Source organism: Mucilaginibacter sp. SG538B (assembly GCF_013376065.1).
Taxonomy (GTDB): domain Bacteria; phylum Bacteroidota; class Bacteroidia; order Sphingobacteriales; family Sphingobacteriaceae; genus Mucilaginibacter; species Mucilaginibacter rubeus.
In genome coordinates, this window is sequence record NZ_JABMJI010000005.1 from 387,795 (window position 1) to 409,884 (window position 22,090).

At 39.7% G+C, this 22,090-nt stretch carries 24 protein-coding genes; 12 read left to right on the plus strand and 12 right to left on the minus strand.

The window, feature by feature from the left end; all coding sequences use genetic code 11:
- Positions 1–2,712, plus strand: coding sequence for a hypothetical protein (locus tag FHW88_RS25210; protein WP_176628397.1), 2,712 nt, complete (start codon positions 1–3; stop codon positions 2,710–2,712).
- A gap of 264 nt (positions 2,713–2,976) precedes the next feature.
- A complete protein-coding gene (locus FHW88_RS25215; protein ID WP_176628398.1) occupies positions 2,977–3,276 on the plus strand; it encodes a DUF1579 family protein in 300 nt (99 codons plus the stop codon).
- A 158-nt stretch (positions 3,277–3,434) separates the two neighbouring features.
- Here the strand turns inward: FHW88_RS25215 and FHW88_RS25220 are convergent, their stop codons facing one another.
- The gene (locus FHW88_RS25220) at positions 3,435–3,845 is read right to left on the minus strand and encodes a nuclear transport factor 2 family protein (protein ID WP_255485427.1); all 411 of its coding nucleotides are present in this window, start codon (positions 3,843–3,845) and stop codon (positions 3,435–3,437) included.
- A gap of 115 nt (positions 3,846–3,960) precedes the next feature.
- On the opposite strand from FHW88_RS25220, the gene FHW88_RS25225 reads away from it, so the two are divergent.
- The 3 genes from FHW88_RS25225 (at position 3,961) to FHW88_RS25235 (ending at position 6,578) form a co-directional block, all read left to right on the plus strand.
- Positions 3,961–4,644: a 3'-5' exonuclease gene (locus FHW88_RS25225; protein ID WP_176628399.1), complete on the plus strand. Its 684-nt coding sequence runs from the start codon at positions 3,961–3,963 to the stop codon at positions 4,642–4,644.
- A gap of 360 nt (positions 4,645–5,004) precedes the next feature.
- Entirely contained in the window at positions 5,005–5,892 is an 888-nt protein-coding gene (locus FHW88_RS25230; RefSeq protein WP_176628400.1) for a hypothetical protein, read from the plus strand.
- Entirely contained in the window at positions 5,889–6,578 is a 690-nt protein-coding gene (locus FHW88_RS25235; protein ID WP_176628401.1) for a hypothetical protein, read from the plus strand. Before FHW88_RS25230 ends, FHW88_RS25235 begins: the two co-directional genes overlap by 4 nt.
- Before the next feature lie 48 nt (positions 6,579–6,626).
- Here FHW88_RS25235 and FHW88_RS25240 read toward each other — a convergent pair whose 3' ends face one another.
- From FHW88_RS25240 to FHW88_RS30355, 7 genes are all read right to left on the minus strand, one after another.
- Positions 6,627–6,809 carry a hypothetical protein gene (locus FHW88_RS25240; protein WP_176628402.1) on the minus strand — a complete coding sequence of 61 codons (183 nt, stop codon included), beginning with the start codon at positions 6,807–6,809 and terminating at the stop codon, positions 6,627–6,629.
- Between the two features lie 315 nt (positions 6,810–7,124).
- Positions 7,125–7,727, minus strand: coding sequence for a hypothetical protein (locus FHW88_RS25245; RefSeq protein WP_176628403.1), 603 nt, complete (start codon positions 7,725–7,727; stop codon positions 7,125–7,127).
- The gene (locus tag FHW88_RS25250) at positions 7,727–8,065 is read right to left on the minus strand and encodes an STAS-like domain-containing protein (protein WP_176628404.1); all 339 of its coding nucleotides are present in this window, start codon (positions 8,063–8,065) and stop codon (positions 7,727–7,729) included. Before FHW88_RS25250 ends, FHW88_RS25245 begins: the two co-directional genes overlap by 1 nt.
- Positions 8,066–8,111: 46 nt before the next feature.
- Positions 8,112–8,957, minus strand: coding sequence for a hypothetical protein (locus FHW88_RS25255; RefSeq protein WP_176628405.1), 846 nt, complete (start codon positions 8,955–8,957; stop codon positions 8,112–8,114).
- Positions 8,958–9,028: 71 nt separating this feature from the next.
- The gene (locus tag FHW88_RS25260) at positions 9,029–9,847 is read right to left on the minus strand and encodes an HNH endonuclease (RefSeq protein WP_176628406.1); all 819 of its coding nucleotides are present in this window, start codon (positions 9,845–9,847) and stop codon (positions 9,029–9,031) included.
- Positions 9,847–10,725 (minus strand): hypothetical protein, encoded by an 879-nt coding sequence (locus FHW88_RS25265; RefSeq protein WP_176628407.1) that lies wholly within the window; start codon positions 10,723–10,725, stop codon positions 9,847–9,849. Before FHW88_RS25265 ends, FHW88_RS25260 begins: the two co-directional genes overlap by 1 nt.
- A gap of 5 nt (positions 10,726–10,730) precedes the next feature.
- Positions 10,731–11,453, minus strand: coding sequence for a DUF488 family protein (locus FHW88_RS30355; RefSeq protein ID WP_218117296.1), 723 nt, complete (start codon positions 11,451–11,453; stop codon positions 10,731–10,733).
- 512 nt (positions 11,454–11,965) lie between these two features.
- On the opposite strand from FHW88_RS30355, the gene FHW88_RS25275 reads away from it, so the two are divergent.
- The 5 genes from FHW88_RS25275 (at position 11,966) to FHW88_RS25295 (ending at position 14,185) form a co-directional block, all read left to right on the plus strand.
- On the plus strand, positions 11,966–12,154 hold the full coding sequence (locus FHW88_RS25275; protein WP_176628409.1) for a hypothetical protein: 189 nt from the start codon (positions 11,966–11,968) through the stop codon (positions 12,152–12,154).
- Between the two features lie 86 nt (positions 12,155–12,240).
- Entirely contained in the window at positions 12,241–12,516 is a 276-nt protein-coding gene (locus FHW88_RS25280) for an RNA polymerase sigma factor (RefSeq protein WP_176628410.1), read from the plus strand.
- 26 nt (positions 12,517–12,542) lie between these two features.
- Positions 12,543–12,863, plus strand: a complete 321-nt coding sequence (locus FHW88_RS25285; protein ID WP_176628411.1) for a sigma factor-like helix-turn-helix DNA-binding protein — start codon at positions 12,543–12,545, stop codon at positions 12,861–12,863.
- A 162-nt stretch (positions 12,864–13,025) separates the two neighbouring features.
- Positions 13,026–13,334, plus strand: coding sequence for a hypothetical protein (locus tag FHW88_RS25290; RefSeq protein WP_176628412.1), 309 nt, complete (start codon positions 13,026–13,028; stop codon positions 13,332–13,334).
- An 8-nt stretch (positions 13,335–13,342) separates the two neighbouring features.
- Entirely contained in the window at positions 13,343–14,185 is an 843-nt protein-coding gene (locus tag FHW88_RS25295; protein WP_176628413.1) for a hypothetical protein, read from the plus strand.
- Positions 14,186–14,257: 72 nt separating this feature from the next.
- On the opposite strand, the gene FHW88_RS25300 is transcribed toward FHW88_RS25295, so the two are convergent.
- Positions 14,258–14,629 (minus strand): ABC transporter permease, encoded by a 372-nt coding sequence (locus tag FHW88_RS25300; protein WP_317171390.1) that lies wholly within the window; start codon positions 14,627–14,629, stop codon positions 14,258–14,260.
- 750 nt (positions 14,630–15,379) lie between these two features.
- Entirely contained in the window at positions 15,380–15,874 is a 495-nt protein-coding gene (locus tag FHW88_RS25305; protein WP_176628415.1) for a hypothetical protein, read from the minus strand.
- A 545-nt stretch (positions 15,875–16,419) separates the two neighbouring features.
- On the opposite strand from FHW88_RS25305, the gene FHW88_RS25310 reads away from it, so the two are divergent.
- The gene (locus FHW88_RS25310; protein WP_176628416.1) at positions 16,420–17,040 is read left to right on the plus strand and encodes an RNA polymerase sigma-70 factor; all 621 of its coding nucleotides are present in this window, start codon (positions 16,420–16,422) and stop codon (positions 17,038–17,040) included.
- Complete coding sequence (locus FHW88_RS25315) at positions 17,033–19,999, plus strand: lantibiotic dehydratase (protein WP_176628417.1); 2,967 nt, start codon at positions 17,033–17,035, stop codon at positions 19,997–19,999. Before FHW88_RS25310 ends, FHW88_RS25315 begins: the two co-directional genes overlap by 8 nt.
- Here FHW88_RS25315 and FHW88_RS25320 read toward each other — a convergent pair.
- Positions 19,980–20,690: a LytR/AlgR family response regulator transcription factor gene (locus FHW88_RS25320; RefSeq protein WP_176628418.1), complete on the minus strand. Its 711-nt coding sequence runs from the start codon at positions 20,688–20,690 to the stop codon at positions 19,980–19,982. The two genes, FHW88_RS25315 and FHW88_RS25320, sit on opposite strands and share 20 nt — an antisense overlap.
- Complete coding sequence (locus FHW88_RS25325) at positions 20,671–21,324, minus strand: sensor histidine kinase (protein ID WP_176628419.1); 654 nt, start codon at positions 21,322–21,324, stop codon at positions 20,671–20,673. The genes FHW88_RS25320 and FHW88_RS25325 overlap by 20 nt, the downstream gene beginning before the upstream one ends.
- Positions 21,325–22,090 lie beyond the last annotated feature (766 nt).

A 22,090-nucleotide genomic window follows, 5' to 3' on the forward strand; every position in this document is an offset into this window, starting at 1 on the left:
ATGAAATACAATACTATCCATTTCGTATGCATCATTTTTTTGCTATCAGGGAATATTGTTAAAGGTCAACAAGTGATTGACAATTATAAAAATTATAACATTAGAAACTCATCCTGTGAAATTATCAATTCGGTCAACATTGAAATGGGTAAGCCTGCTTACAGCAACGCCTTTTCATCACTAAGAAGCGAGGCCCAGGCTGTTTACCCACTACAGAAACAGAGTGACGTTGATGGGTATATAAGGGATTTTAATTTGACTCTCGACAACACAAAAAAACGTTATGAGTCACAAGAATTTCTTTGGAAAACTGGAAGAGAAATTGGAAAATATGGTTTGAGTGTTTTAGGAAGTTATGCCGATGCGATACCTTCAAAATACCTTACCAAATTTTTAACACCGGCGATTCAGCAAGGGTATGAGCTCTATGTTGATCATGAAATTGAGGAGGGAGTCAATGAACATAAGGAAGATATTGACAAACTTATAAAAGACCGAATTAATCTTCTGTATACAAACGGGATAGATGTAAGGACAGCAAGTGACGGAAAGGCCTTTGAAGATATGTTTGCGTTAGCACATGGCGAAATACCAGCGTTGAATCGTGATCAATATGGAATATTTAACAAAGAGCTTACTAAAAGAGCTTACGATTTTATTGCGGCAAATAGAGCTGAGATTCAGTTAATAAATTTAAAGACAACTCAGCAATACGAAGAAGTTAAACAACAAGTAAATACTAAAATCGACGATTTTCAAAAGCAAATAACTAATGAAGTAAACACCAAATTTAAAGAATTAGGTAATTCAATTGCTGAACTTACAGAAAACCAAACAGAAATTTTCAAAACTTTAAACAATATTCAGGATAGAGTAAAAGCGAATGAAACCAAAATCGCTTCGTTGGAAAAGGAGATGGTCCAGTTTAAAGATGATGTTGTACAATTAAAAGCCATACAAGAAGAACATGATAAGTTAATTGCGCAAAATTCATTTCAAATAGACATCTTAAGCGGATATACTTTCCAAAATCTCAACACCACACAAAAAATCAACGCACTTGAAAAGGGGCATTTTGACAACATTTTCAAGCCGGACGAAAAGCAAAAGTTACTTGGAGACCTAAAGGACATTAAGACTAAAGAAACTATAATCAGTGTAGCGAGCGATATCAATAATTATTCGCAAGCTGCCTATGGGGGATTGGTCAATGCTGGAATTCTAAAAGGAAAAGCAGCTCAAACTGTTGGGAAACTGATGAATGTTGTATCAATTGCAACCGGAATCGCGCGTGTTTATGCCGGTGACCTTACAGGCTTGGTAAGCATAGTTTCTGGAATTGGAGGACTTTTTAGTAAACCAACTCCAAGCCCCGAAATGCAAATGCTCACCCAAATGTATGAGGTTATGAACAAAAGGTTTGATAAAATAGACCAACACTTAGATATTATTGAAACAAAGCTGGACACGCTTGCAAGCATAACGATAAATATGTATAAGACAATGGTTTTAGCCTTCCAATTTACGGGAAATCAATTAGACCGCATTAACTGGAAGGTTGATAATCTTAACGTTAAGGCCACAGCCTTGCTATACAACGATTATCAGGCTTGTAAAACATTAAAAGACATTTGGAAATCGCGAAAAGTATCCTTTAATTCCTATTCCGATTATCAGGCATATTACGGACAAGAATGTAAGCAGTGTCTGCAAGGACTTACAGATTTTACCATAGGTAAAAATAATTCTTACTTCTATGTTTCATCAAACGAACAGTTAAAAAATGAAGAGGTTGTAAGAAACGAGATTACGGAAATTTACGAGCCAACAAGAAATCTTTTTACGTTATTTTATAGCCAAAACCTTAACAGTGCAACTTATGCACTCATGTTTCCTTTCGCGTTAACAAAGGATGCAAATAAACCTTTATATTATGTGTCCAAAATAGACAATCTAAAATTATTGGACACTAAACAGGTTTTCGATAACTATTTCAGTTATGAAATGATCAATGAGTTTACAGATTTATTTTTAGTGTTTGGAAATTATTTTCTTATTAAGGGAAGTAATGACAATTTCAAACCTTTAACGATTAATAATTACCTCAGGAGCGATCAAATTAACGGCGTCAACCAAGATCTTTTGGAAACCCGACTAACTAAATTATTGAATATCGTACAATATTCGATATCTCAACAATCTCTGATGTCCGGAAATCTAATGCTTGATCCAATTTATTCGACATTGTTTAACTTTTCCTCGGATGAAAACGCTAAAGATTTGGCCATTAAGACACTCAATAACAATAAGCTTTTGGCAACAAATTTTGCAATCTATTTGCTAAACAAAAATTTGGACTTTACAGACACGCTGAAAGTTAAAAAGCTCTTTAGTGAGGCAGCGACCGACAGCCAATCGTTAGATAACTTAAATTCCCTTGTCTCATTAAATGATATTAAGTTTAGTGTAGACGACAGTAGCAAAAAGCTACAATTATCTTTTGAGCGAAAGGGGCAAACCATAAATATACTTTGTCCTGATTTTACTTCGGTTTTAGAAAACAAAATGATCAACTCAGACGCGATTTATTCGTTGCTTGATAGCCGCCAGAAAATCAATTCAAAACTTATTGACTTGACATTTACAAATAATTTACAATCGACAAGTGAGACGGCAGAAAGATTTAAATACTACTACGACATAACAAAATAATAGGAGCAATCGAAAACCGTTAAGATTTCAGCAATTAAACCATTTGCAGCAATACTCTAATATTACTATCAAGCGGGTTAAATATTCAATACCTCTCGGACTTACAAGATGGGTCCAAGCAAGACAGGATCATTTATAATAAAGCAATTTTTTTAAATCCTCGAGAAGATAGTTCGAAAATTGACCAGCAAGGGCTAATAGCCCTTACTGGACATTTCTCGAACTACTTTCTAGCAGATTGCACCTAGTAGCTTTTTAAATGACATGATAGACAATGTCAGGCAAAAATTTGTGATGACTTCTATTAACAATCATATAGAGAGTGATATTCAATTTCAAACAGGTACTTATGATCCCACGACTCAAGAATTCACCTTTTATGGAAAAAGTGAGTTGATCAGAGGCGAGGTTAAAAAAGATAAGCGTATCCTGAAAATCATCGACGCAACGCATTACAGTGAAACCTACTACGAAATCAATGACGGTAAATCCGAAAAAGTGAGGGAACTTGATTTTGTTGCTACTTATGCACCTCTTTTGCACGGGATACGGATTGCGGAATAAATCCTGTATGCCACATAGCAGGAAATCATTTCAGGATAGCGACGAGCCATTGCGGAAGCTCAACTCAACATGAGATACAAAATTCGGAACGCTTTAAGTAACTTAAGCCGTGTGAATTGTTATATAATCGGTGATGAAAAAAACTTACTGGCGGAAATTCATTTATTGGGCTTGATTTCGATCACGAAAGCTTTTAATTCGGCCATTTTATTATCGCGAAAACTCCAGACATCGCAATAGGCGTAGTCAATTATTTTTCCATCTTCGTCCTTCGTACTGATTTTACCGATTGCTGTGACAAAATCACCTTCTGCTATTAAATTTTCAACATCAAACCTGGGTGGTTTCACGTATACTTCCTTCATATATGCCCGTACGGCTTCTTTTCCTATTAAAGTCTTGTCGCCTACAAAATCCCATTTTATATCTTCGGTACATAAAGACAGAAACCCCTCATTATTGCCTTCAGCAACCAATGCGTTTGCTTTTAAAAGCACATTCTTATTATCTAAATCCATTCTATTGAAAGCATAGTTTTGATTAAAAAGTTTTATTATAAGTTCTAACATATGCGTTTATTGGGGCTTAGACTTGTTGAAATCGTTGGTCTGGCGGATTGCTTACTTTCATGTGTGCAGGGAAAAAGTGGCGGTAATCTATCGCGGTAGGGACTCTGTACAATACTTGGGTATTACCAAGGCATTGGATTTACACGACCAGCTTCCTTGGGAAAACCAGCATTATTTTGTGCGGGAATTAGTCCGTGGAAAATATTTGTTAGAGAATAGCGATTTTAAAGCCGGTTACAAATTACTCGAACGGGGACTATTGGAAGGTTTGGGTAACGCCAAATTTCCGGGGTACCACCTCAGCCAGCAAACAATCAATAACGCTATTGAACAATTAGGTTTCCGAGAACATCGGGATTATCTTTTTGATCTAATCCGACTGTTGCCAGCGACCACAGGCCTGAGTCTAAATTCCTGGGTTGATCAAACTAACCAAGCTCTGAAAGTAGCAAACAAAGATTTAGTGTTGAAGGTAAAAAAAACAAGATCAAATTTACGAATCACCGATATCTTTGGCATGGAGACTCATGGTTCATTTAATTTTCCGTTCACTTTAGGCACGATCCATTCTGTAAAAGGAAAAACATTTGAGGCTGTTCTGCTGATGGTAGGTAAAAAAGCGGGCAACAAATCTAACTACACGACTATGTTGGTCCATGGCTGCAAAGAAGGCGAGCAAGAAGAACTGCGTAATATTTATGTCGGTATCACGCGTCCTCGAAAGGTACTCATTTTGGCGGTTCCTAACGAGTACCTTGGCGCATGGAAAACTTTTATGACCCAACGGGCAGTCAAATAATCTGTTCCTATTTTCGAACCCTTATTTCAAAGATTACCTTGCCATACTTGGACATAACGCTGATATGGTCGGCTATAATTGCAATTATGAAAATTGATGTATAGAAAATACGTCTTCGAGGCAGGATAAATACCGAATGGGGTAGCGTCCAATTGTCGGCCTTTCTCTGTCGCCACTCCATCTAACGCAAAACAAATTCTACGCCGGATCAAAATTTCACATCAAGCTTTCAATACTCCGGTAGTTCTTTCTCTCTAATTGTAATAATTTGGCCATGTGAAAGGTCTGATTATAATCAAATATAAACTAAATACCTCATTGTAAATTTTAATCATACATTAGTTTTCATTAACTTTCACCATGCCTGCTGTTACGATCAATACGCAATATGTTCCTTTACCCGGATTATCCGGCAGTAATTTTCTAAAGGCGGGGGCTCAGGGGGAATTCAGAATAGAAAGTACACTTCAATATTTACCTATAGATGCGGGCGACGGGCTTATTTTTATTAAACCACAAAGCAGAGATCTTCTGTTTACCAATCTTGCTATAGTCGAAAAGGTTGGAGAAAAAAGATTTATTAAAGGGACACCAGGTAAAGGCAACACAATTATCCACAAAGACCATTATGAGCATTATTTTAATTTTGAAGTAGAAAAGACACTGACTAAAAATAACCGATTAAGCGAGTTAGAATACAGTTTGCCTGTCATCGACAATTATCATAAGCCCGAAGTCCATTTTCAATCTCAATTCAGAACACTGCCAGATAAAGACTTTGAAACTATCCTCAATGGATGGGTTTATGCCACAAGAACGGTATTTGGCAAACTGGTTAATGCATTGCCGCGGCAAAATAAATTAGAATTCATGATACAGGCAATGGACCATTTTTCGACAATAGATTTTCGCGAAACAGCTCTTGTAGACGGGCTTGACTTTTTATATCAATACATTGAACGCCGTATATTAAGTCGGGGTAGGTTATTAGTCGCCACTGACGGAATTATAAAGAAAGAACTGGAAGGTTTATTACCGCCGGAAGAAGTCGGGTTCATTGATCCAGAAACAAAAGCTATTCAAAACATTAGCACCCAGGCAAAAATCTTTAAAAGTCTTTTTGATATTGAAAAACAAAAGAGTTTGAAGAAATCACTTCAGGATACTATAAAAAACAATGAAGGTTTGGAAACTAGGTTTCAAAAAATGTTTAACCGCCGTCTTTGGCCAGTTGACCTAGAAAAATGATTGATTTCATAGATCATATTACTAATTACGCATCACTTTTAAAAAGTGGTTCTGTCTGGCACGATTCAACTGAAGTACTCGCTCCAGTACTTGGCGACGATGATAATGACCCAGCAATGAACGATTATATTTATGAATTTTATTGCTACCTAAGTGTCATAGTTGACTTAAAGACTAATTATGAACTAAAATTTGTAGAGGGTGATGGCGAATATAAATTTAATTTCCCCAGAAAAGCTGCACCCAAAAAAGGAAAGCCCTTATTTCATGCATTTGAAAGTGGTAAACTTGCGTTTCAAATATGTGCTGGAACGATGATAAATTGTGATTACCAACGTGAGAAAAATCATCCAGACATTTCATTTCAATTAGCAGATGCATCCGACGACCCAACAGAAGAGGACCTAATTATTATTATGGACGCGAAGTTTACCGAAAATCATAAGTCGAGATTGTCGAAAACCGAGTTTTACAAATTCGGGGGGATCACTGATGTTTTTGATTTGCGGGGAAAGCCGAAGACAATAATTAAGTTTAACAAACTGGCAGATATGTTTGGAAATTGCCTAATCACAAACGGGCGTGCTTATGCTGACCCAACAGACTTGAAATTGTCCAAACGTTGGGCAATCAAAGAGGTTGAACATTTTTCGCCAGGCAATAGAAAAATTTCAGTAATTGGGTAGCGAGAAAATAAATCACTATGATTGATCATTATGATTTTATCAATAAGGTCATCGATCTAAATTTTCTTCAAGTTTAAATGTTCTCGCAAGCAAATAAAGGAAATCTAAAATTATACTCACTTGATCTTCACTGATTTCAACACCGCTACGTTTTAAAATTTTGATTGCCTGAGTAATTGAAATCTTTCTGCTTGAAAACTCTTTAGGTTTTTTGTAAAGTGATGCTTCCATTTTCTATACGTTTTCTGTTTAGGTTTTGATTAGATGAATAAACGATGTTGGTAATAAACGGGGGCAAACCATTTTACATTTCGGGGTAATCGACGATTAACGATAAAGTTTTGTAGAGTTGTAAAGGTTGCAGTCTTTTGTTAAATGGATTTACTCCTGACGGGGTAAACAGATTTATAATTTTACGTTTTCCTTCAATACCTTGATTTATATAAGATTGGAAAATATCGGAGCCGGTTTGTGACCAAACATTACTATTCTTATTGCTATTGACTAATTTGGCAGTAATCGCCCGGCTCTCACTGAAATATGTCATTAAATAAGATTTAATAGCTTTTTTTGATTGGTGACTATTGGTAAATCCTGAAATATGAAGTCACCATCGTGAGTTACAATAGGAATGTCTTTACCATGTAGATAATAAAAGTAATAAAAGTCATTAAAATCATTGTCAGCGTTCAACTGATGAATGATGCTGAAAGGGTCAATTTTTTTGAAGTCATCGTCTTGTATGTCTATGTAATCTTCAAACGCTTGCAAGTCGGAAATTAGGCTTTTAAGCTTTGCACGGTAATCGGCAGACGGGCGGTAATCTTTTTTAAAATCAAAATCTTTATAACGATCTCCATAGTAAAGCTTCATGGCGACCTGACGCATATACGCGTTGATAATTTCCGAAAGCAACAAAGAACACATAACGAACTTAGGGAAATTCTTTATTTTCTTCGCTTGCGGGGTGTCTTTATGCGTATGGGTATTGACGATTGCCTCAAAGAAATCGACGTAAACCTGTTCATATGAATCAACCTTGCCGCTGCCTGTCGATTTAAGGGCTGCAATCCAGGCATTCGCATCAAAAAAATACAATGGCTTGGCGTCGGGTGTATACTCAGAAATTTTATTGATAAGATAGGCCATTATTCAAATAGCTTTGCAATTGCAAAATCGATTTCGGAAGCCTGTTGTGGATTTTTAACCAGGTTAATGGCCTCTTCATATTTTTCTTTCCAATCATCTTTTTTGTCAATGCTTGAAACATTAACCAGTTGGAAAAAATCTTCACCGTATTTTTTATAAAGGTTCCCAATTGAGGCGTGAAAGAATCCCGTCGTCGTATTTTTTAAATTGCTGAAATCTAAAATAACCTGATTGCCGCTATCAATGATTTTTACGGCTTCCTCAAGCACCTGTAAGCCAAATTTTTGAATAATGGCATTAGGAGTTCCGATAAGTTCCGCGATATTGATGACTGTCATGATTAGCTAATTTACGAGAAAAAGGGTGCAAAGTTATATATTATTGTCAATTATTGTAACTAAAAATCAAATGTATTGTTGCGCCAACAAACGGATTTGCAATTTTTGTATTGCTGATTGCGCCATCGTATTGCCAATAGCAATCATCAGAAACGATGTGAAAATGGCCATTGTTTTTCATGCAATAAAACAGGATTTTTTTTAATCCGGTTCCACCTGCCGCCTCCGTTTTTGTTGAATGGCCTTTGATAGCCCAACTGATGGCATCTGCTGCAGTATTAATTTTATCGGTAGTGTTAGTGAATTCCCGGATGTTTTTTAGAAATCCTACGCCAAGGTCTACCAGTGTAAAAATAAGTTTGTTTTGCTGCGGAAATAGCTGGCCACAGGCGAATATTGGCATGGCAGTTTGAGCGTGAATTTCAATGTTGTTAAAGATTTCGAAATAACTGTTTTTTACTTTTTCCTTATCGCCGAATTTCACATCTTCCACACCCCGGTGTTTCAAAAGTTTTTTTTCAATATAGTCCGTAAAACTATCTACATCTGCAATCTTAAAAGCCTTAATTGGTATCGTACTGTCACGCTCGTCCGATGCCTGTTTACCTGTATTAAAGATGTAATGGGCCAATCCGTTTCGCCAAAAAATATTCATACCTCCTTTTAGATCTTCATAATTCAGATAAAACTTCAGGCCCCGCTCTTTTTTTAGCTTATGAACCATGGCCAATATAACGGCAGAAAGGTTGGCATCCATGTAATTCAAGCCTGACCAATCTATGGTTATCCAAACGTTGGTATAACCACAACAGAAATGATAAAAATTAGTTAGCGCCTGGTTTCCCGAAGCATTGGTTCTGATTTCATTGGGGAATTTATAGATTAAGGTCATGGCAAAATCAAATATAATCTTCTTATATCTAAGAAACCATATAATAAATATCATTTATAAAGATATGAACGCTATTCAGCTGGGTCAGCCCTTCCGTTATTGTTAAAATGGCCGTACAGAGGCGAATCTTGGTTGTTCATTTCCAGCCACATCCGGTAATCTGCGGTTGTGGGTTCCCCTAAATTGAGGCAAAACTCGATACCAAATATGACCAAAACTAAATGCCATGCATTTTGCGTGGTTTGAAAAAGCTGGTATTCGTGCAAAACTTGAAATGTATTGGAAATATTTTCTGCTGAAAAATATTTATCTTCTATGTATAACTGCCTCATGTGGTGAGGCCAAAATTTTGTCCCTTTTCCATATCTGACATAATCTCTCAAAGGGGGCAGTCCACTGTTGTAGGTCACCTCCGTTAGTCCTTCCTCGATTTCAAGCCCGATCTTTGCCAATGTCACCGGAGCGACTTTTCCTAAAAACTTAGAAATTTGACTATTATCATCGGGCGGCATCGAGTTAGCGGGTACGATCATCGAAAAAGTTTTTTGCTGAATGAGCCACTGATAAGTTTGTTCATCGAGCAGGTCAATACTTGGATTTTTATAGTTTTCGTGACGCAAATGAATCTTGCTACCCCTTGGCGAAAGCAACATTCCCCAATCTACTGGAACCCGACGTTTTTTATTTTCGACAGCCATACGGTTGCGAGCGCTGATAAAATAAGGTAACTCCAACATAGGGCGTTCTATTTTAGTAGCAAAATAATTATTGCAACGGTCGCATTCGACCCCTTTAGGTAGAATATGTTCTTTGTTGCCCAGTGATTCCGGAATAATGTGTTCAACGCCAATTGCGTTCTCCGAATTTTGTTTACAAAATATACAGACCATTAAAAGCTAAACTTTAATTGGTTGTCTTTGGAATAAGTTTCTACCGGGATAATCGGTGGATAAAAAACACCAATGATCACGAACGGATTTTTAGCCCTGCGGGTATGCCATTCTTTGGTTGTTCCTAAAAAGAAAAACAGATCACGAGCAATAAACTGATCCCAATATTTTTCCTTTACCTTCTGTATGGCTATTTTTTCGTCCCGGTAGGTATTTACACAATTGAAATAAAGTTGTCCTATTTCCCAATCTTCTATCATAAGTCTCGAAATGCGGCCATTGCAATCCTCAAAGCGGTAAAAAAAGCGATAAGGCAGCTTTGGAATGAGTTTCCGCGGTGCTTGATCGCCATTCTGAGGAACAAAAAGCTCTAGCTGATTTAACTGCTCTTTCCACTCCTGTTTCCATTCCCTTTCATCATCTTCGTGATCGAGGCTTAGCAGTTTTGTGGGTTTAAAAGTAATTAACGAAACATTCTTCGGCTCCTGACTATCTTTAATCAGTTGCGTCATATCGGAATATACATTATTTGCACACCATAACTTACGTTGTTTCCATGCATTCAGCTTAGCCTTGTTACCCCCTTTTATTTCAATACTCCCACAAACTGTTAGATCGGAAAAACTGTAATTAACAGGCGAGTGGCTTTCTGGCCGAAAATCCTCAGTTCTGCGGCGTAAATCTAATTCGATCCAGGTGAACTTGTAGGTGTTAACCATCCCATCATTTCGCAGCCCCCTTAAGAATTTAAATGGTACCGGATATATTCTTATCCAAGAGCCGTCTTCACAGATCCCCGCTGTACATACCAATTCGTCATAGCTTCTGGATGGAAGCGGATAGGTTGTAACAGTAATCAATATTTTTTTTCGTGGCATTCAGGCTATAGGTGGCGCAAATCATAAGCCCACCCATCCAATTTTACTATAGCCTCTGCCAGTGGTTTACGGTGGCATTGACAGATGTTTGCCTCAAAGCAGGTAAGCGCGATTCGCTCGTGTTGTTGTAGTAAAGATAGGATAAATTTTTGATTTTCGGTAGTGTTTTGTAACGTGGTTTCACGATAGACCTTAAACAATTGATCATAATCCGCTTGGTTTTTCAAATCCTGCCGATCTTCCGACTGTATACCGACTTGCGGTAAATGCAAGTAATTAATCCCTATGCTACTACAGGCGTTTTCAAGTTGATTTTTAGAAAAGCCGAACTTCATGCTTATGGGATTATTGCGCACGTCACATAATATTCTAACATCGTTTAAGAGTAGCCTGTTGAGATATTCTTCCAAAGTAATGCCTTCATAGCCAATCGTAAAAAGAACAGTCTTACTTTTTACCGGACGGGCTTTTAATACACGTTGATATTGTTCGGGCGATAAGATGTCTTTGGCTATCAAGCTATTGATAGCATAGTAGGGATGAGAGATATAGGTTGATTTGGTTAGCTCTTCTCCGCTTTTGTCACCGTAAGCAATTTTTAATTCACCGATGGCCTTGCGATCAAAAGGTTTCAGGTCCTTTAGATAATCAGTATCGCTGTATTTAATCAGCAACTGGTCGTCTTGACGTACAATGTTGTATTTCGTTAGGGTTTTAAGGTCAGCCACACTTTGAAACGAATAGGATCCATATTTATAAGGAACGAACTCATAACTACGATCCTTTTGGTATCTGCTGAGCAGAAACAACAACTTTTGCAGCCGGGTTCTTTCTAACTGATTCCCGAACGCTTGTAACAATCCTAATAATACTTTCCGTCTGTAATACACAGGACAAAGTTAAGATAATATAATTTATCATTCTAAGAGAGATACAGGCTTGACTCGCGCATTTTATTGAAAATACCACGTATTTAAGAGCGCTTTTCTTGACCAGCACATACGCTCCAACGCCGATCCAAAACTTTTAAGACGGGGATTCCAAACTTTATCTCATAGAAAGAGAAATATTTTTTTCGGATAGTGAAACTTTTCGGCATCCCTGAGTACTATCTCAAAAAAATCAAAATCCGTCTTTCTCCCAAGGTTAAAACCTTCGCGCAGAATTCTCATTGCTTTCGGCGCTCTTAGCATTTGACAACGCTTTGGGGGCATGGTATCACCCTTTTTAAATATTCAAAATGAAAACAATCATTGATCTCGTAACGAGCTTAATCAACTTTGCTGTTGCCTTATTTTCTCTTACTAAACCGAAACGTTCAACCCTAAAAACTCAAAATATGACTGAAAAAATGTTTACGATTTGCGCCATTGTGTTTTTTGGCGTAATTCTTTTAGCCGCGATCTGCTATGTATTTAAACAAAAGTGAATTGAAGATTACCAGCCTTAATACTCCATTCACATTGATTGCTTTATTTTATACCATACTTTTGGCATATTCGTTTGGATTTAAGTATGGCTCCCTCAGTGAATTATAGCGATTCAGAATTACTAGCCTTATTGAAGGACAGCGATTCCCATGCTTTAAAACTCATTTACGAAGGTTACTGGAAACGGTTATACCTTGCCGCTTTTTGGATTATTCAGGATGTTCATCAAAGCGAAGACATCGTGCAGGAAGTCTTATTGCAACTATGGATCAGGAAAAATGATGGTAGTGATCAGCTCACTCAAATCCTGGCTGTTTACCGTAGTCCGTTACAAAGTACTTTCTTACATTTTTTTATCTAAAAATCGCAAGGTGATAGTGGAGCTACATGAGCTGGCAGCTTGCCGGGTTATCCGAGATCAAAGACCGCCTAAACGAAAAGGATATGCAGCAGATGCTGGAATTGGGTATTGCCTTTGCCAGAACATTGCCAGAGGTATTCGTGGTCAGCAGGCAGGGACACCTGAGCAATAAAGAAATTGCAGAACGCATGGGTATCAGCATCAAAACCGTTGAAACGCAGATGACCATTGCACTCAAATCACTGCGTTTATCTATGGGGGCTACCTGTTTTGGGCCTGTGTCATCCTCCCGGCTTTATTCATGTGAATCCCTTTTTAGCAGTACTTTTTCAAGAATAAAGGTATAACGCCTAAACCGCTTTCAGAATCCTGACAGGATTGGTCATCGCACTTCATTCCCTTCCTTCAACACAGAGATCAGTTCAGCCTCCATTCTCATGTTATGTTTCGGCGCAGCCGGGTGGATTGCGGATTTTTATTAAATTAGCGGATAATTAACACTAATTTAGTTGGATCATCGCGGACGTTTTCAGGCACAAGGGAAAGATTTAGAAGCCTCCAGAGGCTGGGCGCAAATGCTGCCGCTGACGGCTGTAGATGGCCTGCAGTTATTAAATGACCTGGAAAAATCCATCCCGGCTAAGGAAGCTAAAATTAGGGCAAGAGGTTTTGCCCAATGCCGGAAGTTCGTTACCGATGCCCAGAAAAATGGTGGCATCCAGGTTGCTGCGATCGGAAAGGTTTTGATGAAGTCCTTTCCGAAAGGATTTAAAGAACGTGTGGATGTGGAAGTTCACGCGGGCACAGCATTTGTATAGATCAGTTCATGAAAGAATTAAGGAGCATATTACGCATTAAAAAATTTACCGGGGACCCGGCCAAATATGCTGTGCTCCAAAAGTTCTGGGCCGGTTTAATTAAAGAGTTGACCGGGACTGAACCGGTGCCTTATGTAGATAATGTCTATGCCAACGGTCAGGAAATCCTGGACGGTAACCCCATACTCACTACGGTCTTTAAAGATCAGAAAGCTTTGCGAATCATCCAACTGGAGAAAGATCCGGAGGAACCGATATTTGCGGCCTGGACTGGCGACATTAAGCTTCAAAATACCGCATTGGAGGAGTTGGTCGTTTCGCTGCAATTGCGGCCGGACACCTACACGGAAGTCCGGAACCTGACCAAATTGTACGTAACCGGTGCGCTCACCGCGTCCATTTTGCAGGGGGTTAACGAAAAATATGAAGCCAACTGGAACTTGGAAAAGTTGGGACATGCCGTACACCAGTCCAATTATGAGCAGTTGTTTAACGAGTTTCTGCAGGTGAATATCGATACACTGCAAAGTGGTCATATCGACTTAGCTGCATTCAAACGCTTTGACCAGTATTATTCCCGGATTTCCTGGCAACACATCATGTTCACGAAGCAGTCGCCATTAAAAAAGACCTATATAAGTTTTTCAAAGAATATTACCGATATCCACGACCTGATTAGCATTCATCAAACCGTCGACCTGCGTCGGGTAAAAAGCGGGCAACGTTATCTGAGGCTACTCAGTTCCACATGGACGCCGAAGCAGTACATTACGAAATTGCACAACTACAGTCAACGGGCGGAAGAAGAATTTGATTACCTAAAAGAGCACGTGCCCGAAGTGCAGGAATAGATTTTATCCCACCTCTTTATTCAGCGCCATGATTTCCATTTTTAGAATCATCCCGCAATAAAAGCGGTAAGGTTAATCCGTTTTCAGACTCCTGACAGGATTAGCCATGGCTGCTTTCAAACTCTGGTAGCTGACGGTCAGTAAAGTGATCAATAACGTACCGCCTGCGGTCAGCGTAAAAATCCACCAGGAGACCTCCATGTGGTAGCTATAACGTTGTTGCCAGCCCTGCATCGCATACCAGGCGATCAGCGAAGCGATCAGCAGCGCAACCCCCACCAGGACGATAGAACCCTTGGATAATAAACGCCATAACCCGGCGACCGATGCACCCAGCACCTTGCATATGCCGATCTCTTTGGTGCGCTGCTCCGCCATACCGTATAAGCCCAGGCAACTGATCAGAATAGCCAGCAGGGTAAAAAAGCCGGCCAGCTGCCCGATGGGATGTCGATGGCGACCTCGGGTTCATCGCCAAGGTCTACGGGAAAACCTTTAAGCATTTCCCGGAGTTTCAGGAGGTATTTATTTAGGACATTTTTATTCTTTACCAAAAGCAAGCAGAACTTGGTTTTGGTAAAGAATAGTAAGCCATGTTTCAGTCATACTAAAACGGCTTGACGGGGTAACGAATCCTTTATAATTCACTTTGTTCAGCATTCAAAAGGAACTATCATAGGCTCTTTGGAGCTTACAGGAAAAGTATCGGATTTTTTTAACGGCCAAATTGGGTTTGTTTTTTCAAAGGTAACAGCGGTGAAAATCGAATTAATTATAAAGTGCAATGTTTTCCCGAACGAGTCAAAGAACTTTCAATTCAGTTTTCTGAAGATGAAACTCAGCAATTGTTAGATCCCTGGGATTTATAGTCAGTCTTTAATTAAATCATATATCATGATTTTTAAACAAATGGACCCATCATAGATGCGATTTTCCATCGTTTGGTTTCACTGCTATCTTCCTGCAAACTCTATAAGCTGATACCAATATTCCTTGATGTCTCAATTTTAATTTCTCACTAATAAGCAGCGTGGTTCCCGATTTAATAAATCTGATATCCGTGAAGCACTTTTAACAATATCTGGTACTGCCTTGCCCATTTATGCTAATACATTTATGCTAATATGTTTTGGTAGAATCTACCGCGATTTGTCGCGAAGATTGCACTATTTAAATCAGCATTGTGAGTTTCTATTATCTGTAATTCTTTTGAATTTCTTTCGCTCTTAACTCGTTTTGTTTTTCCAAAGAGTTCAATTGGAGATCATTAAACAATTCCTTGAAAAGGTCGCCTGGAGTTTTTCCTAAAGCCATCTCAATTAAAATTAGTTCGTGTGCTAATACTATAGCCGTTTTCTTTTTTGAAAGATCTTTTAAACGTTGGAGTGCGATGCCGGTTTTAAGCGATATACCTTTTAATGAATTATCTTCGTAGGGTTTCAAAATGGCACCTAATGATGTTACATCGGTCGAATTTGGCAATCGAGTTATGACACCTTCATTGACCAATTTAAGGTTGCTGTAAGCCCTTTTTAGGAAAATATCTATCGAGATATTGATGGCTAAAGAGATTAAATAAAACTTGTCGGCATTTATTGCAACAATTTCACCGTTCCTTATCCGGCTGATTTCGTAAGATGGAATATTAGTCTTGACTGTTACATCGATATTAGATATACCTTCGTTCACAAAAATCCTTCCTATTTCGTTTACTGGCGCCGCGATCTTCAATTTATCTAATACTTTGCATAAAAGTATGTAGCTGGATATTCACCCCCAATTTTCTAAAGTTTAGTTGTATTTATTAATTAATTTGCATATTAAATACAATTATTTTATATTTGGATATTGTGAATGATTAAGGTTTTATAAATACATTTGCGGATATTTTAAGAATCCGCATACGAGCCGCGCCCACAAATCTGGTAAATTTCACGCGTTGGTAAGTTGAGCAACCATACCCTATTTCAATAGGGCTGGTGCTCGCTTATGCTAATGTGTGAACCATTCCGAAAGGAATGGAGGCTTTACCAGAGCCAGTGGCATTAGACTTGCGAGTACCAGCCCTATTAATCGCGCTGATTTCTCTATATTCTTTTAGGCTCGTTTGTTAAAAAAACATAATGAGCGGAATTCAACATAGATATGTATTAAAATTCCAGCTGAAATCTATTGAATTCAGCGGACTTGTCTTCCGTCATTGCTTATACTTAAGGCATACTGGAAGATGAGTTATGAAGGCATATTCAACATTTTCTGATACCCAACTGCTCGGGCTCCTAAATAAGTCAGATCATTCGGCCTATATGGAGGTCTACTACCGGTATTTTGATCCCGTTTTTCGCCATGCGTTTAAAAAACTGCGTAACGAAGAGGCGGCCAGGGATATAGTACAGGATGTGTTTGTGAATTTATGGGTAAAGCGTTCGACTTATGCTATAGGACCAAATTTGGGCGGGTATTTATTTACCGCTGTGCGTAACCGTATCTTTAATTTCTGGGCACATGAAAAGGTGGAAAGCGCATATTGGGAGTCGTTTATTGATGATATTGGTACGGAAAGGTATGCCGATGCGCCAACAGATCACCGGATCAGGGAGCGGCAGCTGATGGAATACATTAACCGGCAGGTGGAGGCGTTTTCGCCGCGGATGCGGGAGGTTTTTGAATTAAGTCGGAAGCAACATTTATCGCACCGGGAGATTGCTGAACAGTTGAATACAACGGAAGATAATGTGGCTAAACAGATAGGTAACGCGCTAAGGATATTACGTGCGAAAATGGGTATCCTGATTTTTTGGATCCTGATAATCCTGGTAAATGTACACTATATTTTTTTAAAGAATAATGGTTAATCCGGAGCATATCGAATTTCTGGACAAGGTCTTTGTGAGAAGGCCTTATTTTGATGCTGCCGGCTATAAGGTCGGGAAGCTTCAGGAGGTGCTTAAAACGAATGTTTTTAAAAATGCGATATGGCTGGCTTCAACGGAGTTTTACAAAGAACTGGAGAAGAAAGGCTTTGAATATGATTTATTGAATCCGAAAGAACGGTTGACCGCGCTGAAGTTTTATAACCGGATGACCTTCAGGGCTACGCCATTCGGCGCCTTCTCGGAGTTTAGCTTGGCAGATTGGGCGGAGGGCGGAAAGAAAGCCGGAGGTAGAGTGCAAAATGCTGTTTTACATTTGTTGCCGTCCGTGCAATCCGAATTGGATGCATTGGATATGTTGCCGCCCAAAGATGATACATTAATAGCAATTAATCCCACCTTGTACGCGGTTGGTCATGACTGGCGCTTTACTAAATATGATACAGAAAAGTCGGGCAGGCTTTCCTTTTATGTTTACATGCTTCAACGAAATGAAGTGGATGCGCTGTTACTGAAATATTTGAAAAGTAATTCCCAGCCGAAGGCTAAAATAATTGCTTATCTCAAAGAACTTACAGATTGTACCGATAATGACGCATCGGCACACGTTAATGGCCTGTTAGATGAACAGGTTTTGGTGTCGGAGCATGGCTTGAATTTGTTAACCGGAAATTCTGACGGTAAAAAGATCAGTTTGAACTTTGATGAAGATTCAAATATGCTGATAAGCTGCGATCAGGCTCTGGCCGGCACGGGGAACTTGGTTGATGGAAGCTCGATTTACTCCGGCCTCGAAATTAAGGAATTGAGTAGCGTTAGCACGGAATGGCAAGAGGTAATCAGGGATGCAATGGCAGTGCTGGACTTATTGGCGCCAATTTCTTCAAAAAATGACCTGATCACGTTTAAGGAAGCTTTTGAAAAAAAATTCGGGGAGCGTAGCGTCCCGCTTCTTGAAGCCCTCGACCCTGACCTTGGCGTAGCATATGGCAATGCTCAGCAGGCCGGTGTAAACGGGTTAATTCAAGGCTTGGAATTTGCGCAACCGCGAAAACAGTCCGATCAAATACAGTGGACTGCCGTTCACCAATTGCTGTTGAAAGTCTGGCTACAAAATGGTAAGCGAAATGAATGGGAGCCTGTGGTGCTGACAGATGCCGATCTTTCCGCGCTAAAGCCTTCGGGGCTGCCGCTGCCACCTTCGACAAGTGTTATTTGTTCAGTTGCCGGAGATAAGCTGATCTACCAAAATATCGGCGGTTCGACAGCAACGGCTTTGACCGGCAGGTTTTCTGCTTTCAGTGATGATTTTATGACTTTTTGCCGCCATGTTGCCAGCCAGGAAGCCGCCGCAAACCCGGATATCATATTTGCGGAGCTATTACAGGTCAGTCACAGAAAGATCGATAATATCAACAGGCGTCAGCAGGTTTACGATGCTGTTTTGCCGCTGAATACGTTTCCGGTTAATGGCAGCATTTTGCCGGCGGATCTGGAACTTTCAATGCAAGGTGGTGATTTGATGCTGGTACACCGGCCGTCAGGTAAACGGGTAATCCCAAGGTTGCCAACTGCCTTTAATTTCCATCATAATGGCATGCCGCTATTTAAATTTCTTTGTGCATTACAATACCAGTCCACAAGGGCTAACCTGGATTTCGATCCGGAGAAGCTGTTCCCCGGTTTGAATTTTTACCCAAGGATATCCTATGGTAAAAGTATTTTGAGCCAGGCGCGATGGCATATAAGCACGGAGGAAGTTAAAGTGCTAACACAGCAGCCATTATCGATAAGCCGTCTGCACTTGTTCTGTAGGCAGCTCGGAATCCCTGTTAAGGTGTCAACAGGGAGAAGCGACCAACAATTATTTTTCGACCTTTCCAACGATGCGGAAGCGTTATTTTTTCTGGAAAACCTGCGTGGGGCAGGGGAGGCCGTAGTAACCGAGTTTTTGGGATGTACCGGTCCCGGCGAAAAAAACGCAGATCAATACAATACGCAGTTAGTCATCTCACTGCTCAATCGGGCTAAGGTATATCAGCCCGTTCATAACAAATTCAGCAGGGAAACGATTGCGCGTGATTTTCAACCAGGATCGGAATGGGTGTACATGAAAATCTATGCGACATATGAAAGCGCGGAGAATATATTGTTAAATACATTGGTGCCATGGATTGCTGATAATCACTATCGTATTAGTCAATGGTTTTTTGTCCGCTATTTCGATACGGATGCGCATCTCCGGATTCGTTTAAAGGTTGATATTGAAGATGTTAAGCAAATGCAGTTTGACCTTCAGGGGCTGATCGGAAATCTTACGGTTCGTGGTTTGGCGCAAAAGGCCTATTTTGATACCTACCAACGCGAGATCGAACGTTATTCGGCGGACTTAATCTGCCAGGTGGAGGAAGTATTCTTCAGAGGCAGTGAATTCGTTTGTCAAAGCTTGCTGAATAAGCCGGGCAGCGGCAATGACGGGTTTATGCTGTGGCCGGTTAGGCATTGCTATCAAATGCTGCTGGTTTTCTACAGGAACGACCTCGAAAAAGCAATGGCCGTTTGTCAATGGGTTAGTCATGCTTTCTTTATGGAACACGATGGGGATAAAAAGTTAAAGAGGTCAATGGACGACCGTTATCGGGAGATTCGGGCGGCCTTGCTGTATGACGAAAAACAATCATTTGGAGATTGGGAATTAATTACTCATTTGAATGCCTCGTTGAGCGACCTTTCCAATGCATCGGCAGGTAAACCAGAACCCTTTCGTCAAAAGCTGATCGCCGATATTATTCATATGCAGGTAAACCGCATTTTCAAGTCTGAGCAACGTCGCCATGAAACATTTATATGGCACTGCTTACTGAAAATGTTTGTTAGTGCTGTTAAGAGCGGTGTTAAAGTTGGAGAGGGCGCCAGCGTGACTATGGTTGGCGACGTTTGATTATCAGCTGTTCCAGAGTGGCCATAAAACGTTCTTTATATTGCCTGCCGATGGGAATGATCTTTCCGTTTTTGAGGATTACCTGCCCTCGGTCGACCGCGTGTACCTGCTGAAGGTTCACGATGTAGGAATGGTGAATGCGGGAAAATTGTTCCGGTGGGAGCCAGCTGTAAACCTCAGTAAGATTGTGCATGGCTGTTACTGTACCTGAGTTGCTGGTGATGCGGACAAGATTGTCGTTGCTTTCAATGAACACGATGTCGTTCACGGTTACCTGTAAATATTTTCCGCGGGTTTCGGTGCGGACAAAGAAAAAGCTTGGGTTGGTTCCGGTCGTGACTTGTAAGGGTTTCAACTTTCCAACGGCGGCAAGGAAACGCTCATAGGAGAAAGGTTTTAAGAGGTAATCACAGGCTAAAAGTTCAAAGGCTTCCGGCCCATATTCACGAAAGGAGGTCGTAAAGATGATTTGGGTTTTGCCAGAAATAATCCTCGCAAAATCGAGTCCATTCATCCCGGGCATATCGATGTCCAGAAAAGTCAGCTCTGGAGGTTTGGCTCCATTATAAATGCCTATGGCTTCTGCGGGATCTGTGAATGCAGCCCGCAGCGTCATAAATTTTGTTCTTTGAATGTATGAAGAAAGTAAAGTAATAGCAGGTGGTTCGTCGTCAATAATTGCTGCGTTCATAGGCCAGGTTGATCGTTAATTCAAGGGTGAAAAGGTCGTTGGTGTGGCTGATGTCAAGTTGATAATTGTCCTTATAGGCATAATCAAGCCTAAGCCTCGTGTTGATCAGGCCGATGGACGTGGTAGGTTCTTCTTTACCTGGAACTTTGGGGACATTTTTGCCCACAAAGGTCAGGTGCCCATTTTCAGATATCGTTATTTCGACCGACCTGGGTATCATCCGTAGGTCGCCATGTTTAAACATATTTTCAGTTAAGGTTATTAAGACGAGCGGGATGATCTTGTAATTTTGAGGGTTTCCCTTGATCCGATAATCTAATTGAACATTACTGCTGAAACGATAGGAATTCAAGTGGATCAGGTTTTTTAATTGGCTCAGCTCCTTTTCCAAAGGGACCAGTCCCTGGCCGTCGGGTTCTTCGTAGGAGTAGCGCATGATTTCAGAAAGCAGCAGAACTGCTTCAGATTCAGTCGGCGCATTTACGTAAACAGCACTATAGATCGTATTCAGTGTGTTGAATAGCAGGTGGGGATTGATTTGTTGCTTCAAAAAAGCATTTTGAGCTTCGGCATATCTGAGCTGGAGGTCCGATTTGTCTTTTTCAGCAATGGTTTGCATTAACGATGCTTCCATTGTTTTCTTTCGAAATCTATCAAAATTGATTGCTGACCATATAACCGAGGAAATAAACAAATAGTAAAAATTGCGATATAGATCGAGCCCAACGAAAAATTTCAATTTTGTCGCTAATTGTGGTGCGGGGACAATCTTTGATAGCGTGAAATAATCCCAGGCTGCCTTCAAAATGAGAATAACTGCCATTTCTGTAACAATCCAAATGAACAGAAAGACATACCTGACCGGATTTGTCAGTAGCCCGCGATTTAAGGTATTAAAATGCCAATAAAATAGTAAAATATTCAGGCAATAATAAAAGATGTATCCAATAATTGGCGTGTTTCCCAAACCAAAAGCCAATACGTAGAAAGTCTCGTAGCCGATATACACTGTCCAGCATATTATGTGGAAAATGATATGTCGATAGTTACGGTTAATGGCGTAATTCATCGTGAATATTGTCGTTTGCTATCCCAAATACACTGTTTGCAATTTATTATAATATACTTATAAATTACTTATTAATATTAATCTTAATCTTAAAATCAATAATCATGAAAACACAAAAATTGAAATTAACCGAATCAAAAGTTCTCAAAGTGTATGGAAACAATTCAATGTACATAGGAACTGAAACAACAACATCTAATTCAACTACCGGAGATCCGACTACCTATTGCTCTACAGTAACGTCGACAACTCATTTAAAGTAATTGGGATAGCTGGTCTTCCTGACTAATCATGCACGGGTTTAAGGTATTCAAATTTATACTGCTACCGA